This window comes from Bacillus sp. FSL W8-0223, from assembly GCF_038006805.1.
Taxonomy (GTDB): domain Bacteria; phylum Bacillota; class Bacilli; order Bacillales; family DSM-4216; genus Bacillus_O; species Bacillus_O smithii.
Genome location: NZ_JBBOVX010000001.1, coordinates 669,486 through 682,616 on the forward strand (window position 1 = coordinate 669,486; position 13,131 = coordinate 682,616).

Sequence of the window (13,131 nt, forward strand, 5' to 3'; positions counted from 1 at the left end):
TTTTCGTTAAAAAAAAATTATCTTTTATTAATTTCTTTTATAATATCTTGTATCGTAATCCCCTTTAAATAATTCATCAGATGTTTCTCGGCATCGTCAAAAATATTGATCAGTATGGAAGACAAATTTTTTCCTACAATACAGTTTTCATTTGCTTCGGGACATTTTGGTACCAGTGTGCCTTCGCTCGTAAGCATAAAGATTTTGTCTAATGTAATATTTTCCGCTTTTTCTTTTAAAGAAAATCCTCCTTTTGCTCCTTCTTTTGATAAGATAATTCCTTCTTTTCGAAGCAAACTTAAAATTTTTCTTAATCGCGCAGGATGAACAGTTACGCTGTGGGCAATGTCTTCGCTCGTTACAATCTGTTCAGATCTTGTGGCCAAATAAGTAGCGCAGTGGACTGCAATAGAAAAATCACTATTCAATCGTATTACCTTCTTCCTAAATGTAATAATAAATATTACAGTTAACTATGTCAACCTATTAATTTTCATCCTTATTGTTGAAACGGTAAAATGGTAAACTTTTAAGATTAAAGTGATGAATCATGATGGTATTAATCTTGCGGATTGTTAAGAATGCACGATCCATTGGGCACCCACATTCATTTTATTAAATCCATCGTACGAGAGCAAGGACGTATCATGTATTAGCATACGGAGCACCGAGAAAAAGAGATATCATCGTACCATGATGTGGAATGTTTGAAGAATTAAGATATAAAAGAAAATTCCTGAATTCCGTGTATGATCTACAAATATACTGTATAAGAAACCATTTGATTTGAGGATGGAGAATCGATTCGTACGACTATAATGAACACTAGCTCTGTAAATGACCAACAGAGAAAAAACGGACAGAAGGTTGTCCAATTATTTTCACTAATCTATTTGCACTCAATTCATCCGATAAGAGCCGTCCATCATTTTTCCATATCATCATTGTATTTGGAAAATTTGGGAATAGATTCTAATTGCAATCCAAAGGTGTGGTCATATGTCTTTTTCACCAAAAGCGATGATTCGCTTTAATAAAAAAACGAAAGAGTTTCACCTTCAAGGAAAAGATTTCAGCTACATTATCAAAATTTTGAAAAACAACCAGCTAGGGCAACTATATTTTGGAAAAAAAATACGCGATCGAAAGTCTTTTTCCCATCTATATGCAATTCGATCAAGGCCCTTGGTTGCCTGTGTGTATGAGGGGGATTCGTTTTCCCTTGATACTTTAAAACAAGAGTATCCTTCTTATGGTACGACTGATTTTCGTGAGCCCGCGTTTCAAATTCTTCAGGAAAATGGAAGCCGTATTACGAATTTTGAATATCAACATCATAAAATTTATAAAGGAAAGCCGAAATTAGAGGGGCTGCCGGCAACGTATGTGGAAAAAGGCGAAGAGGCGATTACGCTTGAAATTTCGTTGTACGATAAACTGATCGACACCGAAATTCAATTGCTTTACACGGTTTTTAGCGAGTGGAACGCCTTGGCCCGAAGTGCGAGAGTGGTCAATCATGGCCAGCAAGCTTTAAACTTGACCAGAATAATGAGCGCCAGCATCGATTTCTTCGACTCACAATTTGAAATGGTTCACCTCTCCGGATCATGGGGGAGGGAGAGATATGTAAAAATGAGAAAATTACAACCTGGCATTCAGAGTATTTCGAGCACACGAGGGGCGAGCAGTTCACAGCACAATCCCTTTATCGCGTTGAAAAGACCGGACGCCACAGAACATCAGGGGGAAGTATATGGATTTAGCCTCGTCTACAGCGGAAATTTTTTGGCACAGGTGGAGGTCGATCATTACGATGTCGCCCGTGTCACAATGGGCATCCATCCTTTTGAGTTTAATTGGCTTCTAGAACAAGGAGAAAGTTTTCAAACGCCGGAAGTGGTGATGGTCTACTCTGATCAAGGACTGAATGGGATGAGCCAAACGTATCATCAGTTATATCGCACGAGATTAGCAAAAGGTTATTGGCGAGACAAAGAAAGACCGGTGCTTATTAATAACTGGGAAGCCACTTATTTTCATTTTGATGAAGAAAAACTCATTAAGATTGCTAAAACAGCGAAAGAGTTGGGCATTGAACTGTTTGTTTTGGATGACGGCTGGTTTGGAAAGCGAAATGACAGTAAAACCTCGCTCGGAGACTGGTTTGTGAATAATCGAAAGCTGCCTAGCGGAATCACGGGGCTGGCTCAAAAGATCAATGACTTAGGAATGAAGTTTGGACTTTGGTTTGAGCCTGAAATGGTTTCCAAAGCTAGCCGATTATACGAACAACATCCGGATTGGGTGATCAAAGTGCCGGGACGGAGGATGTCCCAAGGGAGAAATCAGTATGTATTGGATTTCTCAAGAAAAGAAGTGGTCGATCATATTTATGGAATGATGGCCCAAATTCTTCGGGAAGCACCGATTTCTTATGTGAAGTGGGACATGAATCGCTATATGACAGAAATTGGATCGGCTGATTTACCTCCTGAACGTCAAAGAGAAGTTCCCCATCGTTATATTTTAGGTGTGTATGATCTATACGAAAGATTGACGACGGAATTCCCGCATGTCCTTTTTGAGTCTTGTGCTGCCGGCGGGGCCAGGTTTGATCCGGGAATGTTATATTATGCGCCGCAAACATGGACGAGTGACAACACAGATGCGATCGAACGTTTGAAAATTCAATACGGAACTTCTTTTCTCTATCCTTTAAGCGCAATCGGCGCCCATGTTACGTCTGTTCCGAATCATCAAGTCAAAAGGATCACGAGTCTTGAGGCAAGAGCACATGTGGCGTTCTTCGGAGTATTTGGCTACGAGCTGGATGTCACGAAGCTATCAGAGAAAGACAAACAAAAAGTCAAAGAACAGATTGCCTTTTATAAGAAAAATAGGAAATGGATCATGAATGGAACGTTCTATCGAATAAGAAGCCCTTTTGAAGACGATGGCAACATCGTAAGCTGGATGGTAGTTTCTGAAGATCAAAAAGAGGCGCTTGTTGGGTATTATCAAGTGTTGGGAACGGCTAATCCGGGATTTTCCCGTATTTTGTTAAAAGGTTTGCGAACAGATTATGAGTATGAAATCGAAGGAATAGACGGTACGTATTTTGGAGACGAACTGATGTACGTCGGCCTTCTGTTGGAAGATGCAAAAGGAAAAGGGGACTTCTACTCCAAAATTTATAAATTAAAAGCCATTCAAAGTGATGAAAAAGTGGGGATGAAAAATAGATGAAACGACAGATGGCCCACTTTGATGATTGAAAAAGGAAAACACTTTTTTTAAATAGAATGTGACGCAGCATAATGGGTGATTTACAGTTGCTTTATTTGACAAAATGGCGCTTTTTCAACATGATTGTAGATGGAATATTTCGCTGAACGGGCTTGTGATCCCTTACCGGAATTCCTATTAGGATGCCCGACTACACGTGAACGAGTTTTCTTTAAGCTAAGGGAATCACGATTCGAAAAAGCCCGGTTTCGTTTCATATCCATCCAGGGAGACCCTCGAATGACCGGCTTCTCCCTGGATGGTGGATATTTCATTATATTTTATTGGATAAAGGAGCTTTTTTTATGACGTCACGATCTATTTCCCCTGATTTTGACCCGTGGGAATCTTATATGGATATTGAACAGCACGGATCATATGTACTTTCTAATGTAGAGTTTACTACTACTTATCTTTGCAATATGCGATGCGCCCATTGTGCGGTAGGGTATACGCTGGCTGCGAAGGATCCGGACGCTTTGCCTGTAGAACTATTGATCCGGCGCTTGGAAGAAGTGCCGACTTTGCGCGCTATCAGCATTACAGGTGGAGAGCCGATGTTGTCGAAAAAATCGGTGGAAAACTATACATTGCCTCTATTGAAATATGCGAAAAGCAGAGGGCTTTACACACAAGTCAATTCCAACTTGACGCTGCCGGCAGAACGGTATGAACAGCTGGCGCCGTATATCGATGTTTTACATATTTCCCATAACTGGGGAACGATTGAAGAATTTAGCGAAACCGGTTTTGCGATGATGGATCGTAAACCGCCGATGAGTAAAAGAGAGGCCTTGTTTGAGCGGATGATTGAAAATTCCCGTCTTCTTGCTGAACAAGGAGTCAAGATTTCTGCGGAAACGATGCTGAATAAAAAGACGCTTCCTTATTTAGAGAAGATACATCGCCAAGTGGTGGAGGAAATGAAAGCTTTTCGACACGAGATACATCCGATGTATCCAAGCGATTTTGCTTCCAACCTTCACTTGCTCTCGTTAACGGAAATTCGAGAGGCCATCCATCACTTGCTCGATATCCGCAGCCAGGATGTTTGGATGTTGTTTGGCACGCTGCCGTTCTATCCATGCAGCCGCAATCCGGAAGATCTCCGCTTGCTCGAACGACTTTATCAGGAAAAAAATGTAACCGTCCGTAATGATCCGGATGGACGCTCTCGGTTAAACGTCAATATTTTTACAGGCGACGTTATTGTGACTGATTTTGGCGACACACCGCCTTTTGGCAATGTACAAACAGATACGCTTTCCGCGGCATTTGAACGCTGGCTTGATTCCAAGTGGGCGAAAGAACTTCATTGCCATTGCCCGCAAGCCCGCTGTCTCGGTCCAAATGTACTTGTGAAAAATGCCTATTATCCAACGGTCTCTTTCCGAGATCGAAAAGCTCTTATTGCTCAATAAAAGAACATTCAATCGGGGTCTTTCCACAACTAGAAATAGTGTTGGGAGGACCTCTTTTGATTTCAGAAAAACGGAGGCAAAAAAGAGCAAAAAGGGATGGAAGTTGAGCCATCCTGTTGTTAAATATAAAGTTTTGTCGTTATTGATCATTTTGATCGTTGTCATAAATGCGACGAACATTGTTGTCTTTTGTGTTTTTCAAGTTATTATTACTGAAGTTGTTATCAGTCAGGTTGTTATTATTGAAATTGTTATTCGTTGGGTTGTTATTCGTTAAGTTATTGGGATTGAAATTGTTGTTCGTTAAGTTGTTGTTACTTATACTGTTGTGATCGTTGGAATGGATATTGCTGCTGTCAGCGTGATTGTCATGGCTATTTTGTGTACGGAAATCTTTCGCTGACACAATCTCATCTTCTTCGCCGAATTCGGAGCTAAAGGCTGGATTGTGGCGGGCTTCTCTGCCGTTGTTTTGGTCTTCATTGAACACACTTTTGTTTATATAGCGATGGAAGAATATTTCGGCAATCGCTAAAATCAAAGCAGACCAGAAGCTTGCCCAGCCAAGGGAAATGTTTTCATTTATAATACCGCTTCCGACGGCCCATATTAAAATGTACGCCAATACAAAATCGGAAATGGTAGCGGCTGTATTTCCGAAACGCGGAAGAATAAAAAGATCACTCAACATATAGGATACGACTGTCACAATTAAGCTTATGGTAAAATATTCACCGAAATCCACCCTGTAAAATAATCCAAGCACGAATGCTAATATGATCATGACCATGACAAACTTAATGATTAGTGCTTTTACGTGTTCCATTTATAACCCTCCTTTTTGAAGTCAATTTTAGGTTGGCTCCGAAAAAGGGGATTATTCATTCACCTCTCGTTTTCCAATCTTTCCCGTTGTCGAAAAATCTCTACACCTTTATTTTTCAACTGTTAAAAACGTAAAAAATGCAAAAAGAAGCAGTCTTGATTTCCAATTAAACCGGGATTGTCAAGAAACGGTGCAGAAGGAATTCAACCATTCATTTAAAATGACAGATTCCTACTGGTTTACACGAATGAGGAAGAAAATTGATGCTTTTGAACAAATATTTCTGTCTAAATTTCCCGGGCAATTTCTGTTGTTGTCGAACAATAATGAAGCATTCATCTGCTTTGATCTAGTTATGATAGGAAATATTTTAAATTGCGGAAGAAAGAAATCGACAAAGAAGCCCTTTTTGAAAGCGGAAGTCAGCTTTCCCGCCAGTGGAAAATGGATTAGGCCAAAATAATTAGTGAAGATAGATGTTTAATATATGGATTTTTTCCAAAAATGGATTTACAAGGTAGACTTAAATGATAAGATTTCTGGACTCAATTGAAGTTTGTGGCGGTGTGAAAATGGAGAGGAGATTCTTGTGGATCCGTCATTTAGCCATTGCGGTCAAAATAAAAAGGAGAGGCTATCAGCGGGAAAATAACAAGGACCGCAATGGAACGTACGAAATTCATGTTATGTGTCTTGAATTTATGAAGCCATAAAATACTTTTTCAAAAACTTCGCCCATAAAGCGTGACCTTTCGTGTTCGGTAAGCCGTTGTTTTCATCGATGTAATCTTTCATTTTGACAGAGGAGTAGTCCGGCCAAACTTTCCAATGATCTATGTAGTTCAATCCTTCTGTTTTTGCGAATTCCTTAAGCGATTTGACTTGCTCCGGATAGTTGGATGCACCGTAAATCGGATTTGGCGGCTGGATCATCACGACTGCATGTTCGTTCTCCGCTTTGACGTCACGCACAAACGTCTGAATAACCGTATGGTTGTCTTCTACAGACACTTTGCCGTTGTCAGCCCATGTAAACGGCTCGAACAGAATCATATCCGGCTTGGAATCGGCAATTTTCTCTATCTCCCCATGTTGAAGAAAATCGAGTGATGTCCCTTCTTCTTCCCAAATCGATGCTTTCAGTACCGGGCTGTAGGCGGTTTCCAGCGCTTTCTTCAGTTGAACAGACCAGCCGTTATTCTCTTTTCCAAGTGCTTTGGAACCGACAATGGCTACTTGAAATGGCTTTCCATCCTGGAATGATTTTTCCAGCTGTTTGCGAGCCTGATCCGGCCAATGACTCGACAAATCTTTCCAACTTTCGTTTGATCCGTTTCCGGAAACGGGTGTCACCACAGCGGTTGAATCGACGGTCGTTTTTTCCTTCCAATACCAATAGCTTGCCAGTAAAAAAAGGGCAACGACCAATGTGAAAAACAATATCTTCCTATATCCTTTTTCAAAATATACCGTTGATATTTAGAGTAAGTAATTAAAGCGGTTTTAATTAAAACATGACAATATTTATCCTAAATTCCAACTATGATATAATTTTCCTGTTGAATAGTAATTTATAAGATTACAATCATATAGCATTGAGTTCTAGGATCTAATGGATTCCGTGCAACAATCTGTTCTTTTCAGTAAAATAATCTTAAATCGGAAAGTAGGAAGAGACGATGATCGATATACACTGCCATATATTACCTGGGGTGGACGATGGGGCTCAAACTTTGACAGAAGCAGCTGCAATGGCCAAACAAGCAGAAAAAGAAGGAATTCACACGATCATCGCCACTCCCCACCATATGAACAGAAAATATATTAATCGTAAATCAGAGATTGTCGCAAAAGTAATGGAAGTAAATGCGCATTTGGAACGGGAAGGGATTAATGTAACGGTTCTCCCCGGACAAGAAGTGCGGATTTACGGAGAACTCCTTCAAGACTATGAAAATGGAGAAATCTCTACTCTTGGCGGGGATTCCCCTTATGTATTGGTGGAATTTCCATCCGGCTATGTTCCCAAGTATGCGGAACAGCTCCTTTTTGACATGCAAATGAAGGGGCTCATGCCTGTCGTTGTTCATCCTGAACGAAACCAAGAACTAATCCAGGACCCGGACAAATTGTATAATCTAGTTAAGAACGGAGCGGCAGCGCAAATTACCACTGCCAGCCTCACCGGCTATTTCGGGAAAAAAATTCAGAAATTTACGGAACAGTTGATTGAAGCCAACTTAGCGCATTTTATTGCTTCGGATGCACACAATACAAACAAACGCCCGTTCAAAATGCTCGAGACATTGGATCGGCTTGAAAAAGAATTTGGAACAGACTATGTCTACTACTTTCAAGAAAATGCGGAACTGGCAGTCAGCGGTCAGAATATCATGAAAGAACCGCCGCAACAAATTAAAAAGAAAAAATTTCTCGGGCTATTTTAACAGAATATCGGGTTGGAGCCTTAGCCCGAATCAACAACAATGTTTGAATCGAACCTCTTTTCAACAAATCAACTGAACTATCCATAAAAAATAACCATTAGGTAGGGATTCTATGCCTGAGGGAGTGGCTCTTTCATAAAAGTCGGTCATCGAGAGAAACGTGAGAGATGGCTCGTGACCTAACTAATTTTACTTTGTTAAAATACAAACATAATCAACTGCATTTTGCGTATATTTTATAAAAATCCGTTATTCGAACAAAACCCATCGGCATTCTAAAAAATTCAAACGAAAGGAAGTATGCGGTTTGAAAAAGGTACGTAAAGCGATCATACCGGCTGCCGGGCTCGGCACTCGTTTTTTGCCCGCAACGAAAGCCATGCCGAAAGAAATGTTGCCGATTGTGGACAAGCCGACTATTCAATACATAGTGGAAGAGGCAGTAGCATCCGGGATCGAAGATATAATCATCGTTACTGGAAAAGGTAAACGAGCGATTGAAGACCATTTTGACAATGCCTGGGAGCTGGAGCATAATTTGGCGGACAAAGGGAAGCTCGATTTGTTGGAAAAAGTCAGGTATTCCTCCAATTTAGCTAACATCCACTATATACGCCAAAAACAACCCCTCGGTTTAGGCCACGCCGTATGGTGCGCCCGCAATTTTATCGGGGATGAACCGTTTGCCGTTCTATTAGGCGACGATATTGTTCAAAGCGATACGCCGTGTTTAAAGCAATTAATGGATCAATTCGAACAAACGCATTCTTCCATTATCGGGGTTCAGGAAGTTCCGGAAGAAGAAACGCACCGTTACGGTATTATCGACCCGTCCGGAAGCCAAGGGCGCCGCTACCAAGTAGAAAATTTTGTGGAAAAGCCGGCACCGGGAACAGCTCCCTCCAATTTGGCGATTATTGGCCGTTATATTTTAACGCCGGAAATCTTTTTGTTTTTAGAAAAACAAGAGCAAGGAGCCGGAGGAGAAATTCAACTGACGGATGCCATTCAAAAGTTGAATCAAATTCAGCGGGTATTTGCCTATCAATTTGAAGGCAAGCGATATGATGTGGGCGAGAAGCTGGGATTTATTCAAACCACGATTGAAATAGCATTACAAGATCCGGAATTAAAAGAGCCATTGCTGAAAATCATGGATAATATTTTAAAAGAAACCAGTCTGAATAAAGTGAATATGTAGGAAAGAAAAAATGAAGAAAATTAGCTCGTTTAGCTATAGTCAATTTGTAAATAGTCACTTAACCCTATTCTTTTGTCGTTCTATACAACCTCAGAATCGTCATTTTGAAACAGTTGGGGAAAAGATCGTGATTTTACCAGCTGTTTCTTTTTTCTTCTTGTGATCGGAAAATCAGAAAGGCAATAAATCGTATCACTTTTAGGAAAGACGGCTGTTTACTGTATAAAAGATAAAAACGAATACAAAGATCCGAAAAGTTTGACCCAGTTAAGATATGCTGTGATTTCGATGAATTATTTTAAAATAATGATAGAGAATCTTTTTACTAAGATGAAAATAGAATTTTCGTTGGATTTTATTCTCTTTGAGTGAATTCAGGAAAAATTGATAGGAGCATTCATTACTCAGTAGATATGCTGCGTTTGACCATTAAAAGGATTTTTTCAAACGAATGTTGAATCATGCAAGTACAGCCATTCTCTATTTTTCTTTGTCATTCGTGTTTTTTGAATGTATAAAATGGGACGCGAATAGAATGTAATATTCAACTGAACTTTTTTGGGATCAATTCCGTTTTTTCTTTTAGAGGTCATTATAAAAAGAGTTTTGATTCAGATTTGTACTTTTTTCGTTTTGCGTTTTTCATTGTGTTTGTAAGCAGATTTTTACCGACTCTCTCTGTAAAGAAGGAATTTTGCTATGCTTTTTTATCATGCAATCAAGAAGACTATGATTGAAAAGGAAAATGGGGTCTTCATGGTGAATTAAGAATTGTACTTCGGTGATTGGAAAATATTTCATATAAAAGGAAGCGTTGTCTAAAGCGCTGTCATCCTAAGAATAGTTTGATGACTAACCAGCGGTACACTTTTAATACAGGATGATCATTTTAGCTCGACTATGGTTAGTGGTGAGGAAAAGATCAGAATGTTCATGTATGCAGTATTTTAATGATTCTATTGGGGAGTTGGAGGGGAACAATATGACTTGGAAAACGATCTATGAAAAATGGACATCTTATCCAAATTTAGATCCAGTTTTAAAAAACCAGTTGGATGGTATCAAAGATAATGAAAAACTGTTGGAAGACAGCTTTTATAAGAGTCTTGAATTTGGGACAGGCGGCATGCGCGGGGAACTCGGACCTGGTACGAATCGAATGAATCTTTATACGGTTCGGAAAGCTTCAGAAGGGCTGGCGCAATACATAAAGTCTCAAGGTGAGGAAGCGGTGAAGCGCGGCGTGGCGATTGCCTATGATTCCCGCCGGAAATCGCCGGAGTTTGCTTTGGAAGTGGCGAAAACGGTGGGGAAACATGGAATTCGCGCCTTTTTGTTTGAAAGTTTGCGTCCGACTCCCGTATTGTCGTTTGCTGTCCGCCATTTACACACATTCGCGGGTGTTGTTATTACCGCTAGCCATAATCCCCCTGAATACAACGGTTACAAAGTATATGGACCGGACGGCGGACAATTGCCTCCTGCCATGGCGGACGAATTGATTCGCTACGTTCAAGCTGTCGAAAATGAGTTGACGGTGGAAGTGGCAGAAGAAAAAGACCTTGTCAATAACGGCCTTCTCACGTATATTGGGAGCGAAGTGGATCAAGCGTATCAACAACAATTACAGACGATCCGTCAGAACAAGGAAGTCGTATCTTCTGTGGCTGATTCGTTGAAAATTGTTTATACGCCGCTTCACGGTACGGGAAATATCCCTGTTCGAGAAGGATTAAAAAACTTTGGCTTTACGAACATCACCGTGGTGAAAGAGCAGGAGCAGCCTGACAGCCATTTTTCTACGGTTCAATCTCCCAATCCGGAAGAGCACAGCGCTTTTGAACTGGCGATCCGTTATGGGGAAAAAGAAGACGCCGATCTTTTGCTGGCCACAGATCCGGATGCTGACCGTTTAGGTGTGGCTGTGAAAAATGCACAAGGCGACTATCATGTGTTGACCGGAAATCAAACAGGAGCGCTTTTGCTTCATTATTTGTTGACGCAGAAGAAAGCCAACCACACGCTTCCTGAAAACGGCGTGGTGATCAAAACGATTGTGACATCGGAGCTAGGCAGGGAAATTGCCAAAAGTTTTGGCATTCCAACGATTGATACGTTGACTGGATTTAAATTTATCGGCGAAAAAATCAAAGAATTTGAACAGACAGGAGAGCATACCTTTTTATTTGGCTATGAAGAAAGCTATGGCTATTTGATCGGCGATTTCGTGCGCGATAAGGATGCTGTTCAGGCAGCGGTGTTGGCAGCCGAAGTAGCAGCGTATTACAAAGCACAAGGAAAGAGTTTGTATGACGGTCTGATGGATATTTTTGAACAATATGGCTATTTCCGCGAATCACTGCGGTCGCTGACTTTGAAAGGAAAAGACGGATCGGAGACCATTGCCGCCCTGATGGATAAATTTCGCGAGTCTTTTCCTGCCCAAGCGGCCGGATCCCCGATCGTCGCAGTGGAAGATTACCTAAAAGGTGTCCACATGGATCTTACAGGGTCAAGTCACAGAAAAATCTCGTTGCCGTCTTCCAATGTTCTAAAATATTATCTTCAAGACGGATCTTGGTTTTGCATTCGCCCGTCCGGAACCGAGCCGAAAGCCAAGTTTTATTTCGGCGTGAAAGGAACGTCCTTGCAAAACAGTGCCGAACGATTGGCGCGACTGGAAGAAGACGTTATGCGCTGGGTGGAAAATGAACTAAATCAAATCACTGTTTACTAAGACAAAAGGGAGATGTCAGCAATGATTTTAGTTGTTGGCGGTGCCGGATATATCGGCAGCCATCTTGTAAAGGAACTTGTAGAAACAAATGAAGTCGTCGTTCTTGATAATTTATCGACGGGGCACCGTTCGCTGGTGGATCGCCGTGCACACTTTGTTGAAGGAGATCTGGGCGATAAAGCGGTACTCGATAAATTATTTTCAAATTATCCGATTGAAGCGGTGATGCACTTTGCTGCCAATAGTTTGGTGGGGGAATCAGTGCAGCATCCTTATAAATATTACCAAAACAATGTGGCTAATACTTTGACGTTATTGCATTCGATGATCGACCACGGTGTAAAGAACTTTATCTTTTCGTCGACGGCGGCCACTTATGGGATCCCGAATGTGGAACTGATCGATGAACAGCAGCCGACCCAACCGATCAATCCTTATGGTCGTTCGAAGCTGATGGTAGAACAGATTTTGTCCGATTTTGCCGATGCGTACGATTTGCATTATGTCGTTCTTCGCTATTTTAATGCAGCAGGCGCACATGAATCGGCAGAAATTGGGGAAGCGCATGATCCGGAAACGCACTTAATCCCGATTATTTTGCAGCATTTGCTTGGCCAGCGCTCGAAAATCTCCGTCTTTGGCACTGACTACGATACGCCGGACGGAACGTGCATCCGCGATTATATTCATGTTACCGATCTCGCTCGAGCCCATATTTTGGCGCTGAATGCCTTGTTGTCGGGCGAAAAGAAATCAGCAACTTATAATTTAGGAAATGGAAAAGGCTATTCCGTAAAAGAAGTGATCGATACGTGCGAACGCGTCACCGGACGTAAAGCTGTCATTGAATATACAGATCGCCGTCCTGGTGACCCGGCTAGACTCGTCGCCACTTCTGAAAAAATTTACCACGAACTAGGTTGGAAAGCGGAATACGGCTTGGAGGAAATCATTGACTCCGCATGGAAGTGGCATAAAAAGGGATTTAGCGGCAAATAGGAAAGGAATAGTGAAAGGGACATTGCCAAAAACGGATGTTTAGAGCAATGTCCTTTTTCTTTTCCGGAGTCGTTTCTCGAAAAATGAAAGAACGATCGTTTTGTTTAGCATCATTCATCCGGATGTGATAAACTTCAAATGTATTTTGTGCACAAATTTGGCTATTTAATCGCTGTCGAAACGATCCTTTCAATTATTTCCTGCATCGGTGC

9 protein-coding genes are annotated in these 13,131 nt (G+C 41.2%); 6 read left to right on the plus strand and 3 right to left on the minus strand.

Translation table 11 applies throughout. From position 1 onward, the window contains the following. Positions 1–17 precede the first annotated feature (17 nt). The gene (locus NST81_RS03465) at positions 18–428 is read right to left on the minus strand and encodes an RrF2 family transcriptional regulator (protein ID WP_341028435.1); all 411 of its coding nucleotides are present in this window, start codon (positions 426–428) and stop codon (positions 18–20) included. 571 nt (positions 429–999) lie between these two features. Here NST81_RS03465 and NST81_RS03470 point away from each other — a divergent pair. Both NST81_RS03470 and yfkAB read left to right on the plus strand, forming a co-directional pair. Beyond that, positions 1,000–3,249: an alpha-galactosidase gene (locus NST81_RS03470; RefSeq protein ID WP_341028437.1), complete on the plus strand. Its 2,250-nt coding sequence runs from the start codon at positions 1,000–1,002 to the stop codon at positions 3,247–3,249. A 344-nt stretch (positions 3,250–3,593) separates the two neighbouring features. Further along, a complete protein-coding gene (gene yfkAB / locus NST81_RS03475) occupies positions 3,594–4,709 on the plus strand; it encodes a radical SAM/CxCxxxxC motif protein YfkAB (protein WP_040341255.1) in 1,116 nt (371 codons plus the stop codon). Between the two features lie 139 nt (positions 4,710–4,848). Here the strand turns inward: yfkAB and NST81_RS03480 are convergent, their stop codons facing one another. Continuing rightward, positions 4,849–5,535 (minus strand): YndM family protein, encoded by a 687-nt coding sequence (locus tag NST81_RS03480; protein ID WP_327824079.1) that lies wholly within the window; start codon positions 5,533–5,535, stop codon positions 4,849–4,851. Between the two features lie 699 nt (positions 5,536–6,234). Beyond that, on the minus strand, positions 6,235–6,975 hold the full coding sequence (locus NST81_RS03485) for an SGNH/GDSL hydrolase family protein (protein ID WP_341028443.1): 741 nt from the start codon (positions 6,973–6,975) through the stop codon (positions 6,235–6,237). 239 nt (positions 6,976–7,214) lie between these two features. Here NST81_RS03485 and NST81_RS03490 point away from each other — a divergent pair, with 239 nt between their 5' ends. The 4 genes from NST81_RS03490 to galE all read left to right on the plus strand — a co-directional run bounded on the left by NST81_RS03490 (position 7,215) and on the right by galE (position 12,919). Next, on the plus strand, positions 7,215–7,982 hold the full coding sequence (locus tag NST81_RS03490; RefSeq protein WP_341028446.1) for a tyrosine-protein phosphatase: 768 nt from the start codon (positions 7,215–7,217) through the stop codon (positions 7,980–7,982). 307 nt (positions 7,983–8,289) lie between these two features. Next, on the plus strand, positions 8,290–9,183 hold the full coding sequence (gene galU, locus NST81_RS03495) for a UTP--glucose-1-phosphate uridylyltransferase GalU (protein ID WP_327803543.1): 894 nt from the start codon (positions 8,290–8,292) through the stop codon (positions 9,181–9,183). A gap of 982 nt (positions 9,184–10,165) precedes the next feature. After that, entirely contained in the window at positions 10,166–11,920 is a 1,755-nt protein-coding gene (locus NST81_RS03500; protein WP_048622658.1) for a phospho-sugar mutase, read from the plus strand. Positions 11,921–11,941: 21 nt separating this feature from the next. After that, complete coding sequence (gene galE / locus NST81_RS03505) at positions 11,942–12,919, plus strand: UDP-glucose 4-epimerase GalE (RefSeq protein ID WP_341028448.1); 978 nt, start codon at positions 11,942–11,944, stop codon at positions 12,917–12,919. Positions 12,920–13,131 lie beyond the last annotated feature (212 nt).

Excerpts from the sequence above, each read along its gene's own strand:
- NST81_RS03480 (WP_327824079.1), bottom strand. The coding sequence starts at position 5,535 with ATGGAACACGTAAAAGCACTAATCATTAAGTTTGTCATGGTCATGATC.
- NST81_RS03490 (WP_341028446.1), top strand. The coding sequence starts at position 7,215 with ATGATCGATATACACTGCCATATATTACCTGGGGTGGACGATGGGGCT.
- NST81_RS03470 (WP_341028437.1), top strand. The coding sequence starts at position 1,000 with ATGTCTTTTTCACCAAAAGCGATGATTCGCTTTAATAAAAAAACGAAA.
- galE (WP_341028448.1), top strand. The coding sequence starts at position 11,942 with ATGATTTTAGTTGTTGGCGGTGCCGGATATATCGGCAGCCATCTTGTA.
- NST81_RS03500 (WP_048622658.1), top strand. The coding sequence starts at position 10,166 with ATGACTTGGAAAACGATCTATGAAAAATGGACATCTTATCCAAATTTA.
- yfkAB (WP_040341255.1), top strand. The coding sequence starts at position 3,594 with ATGACGTCACGATCTATTTCCCCTGATTTTGACCCGTGGGAATCTTAT.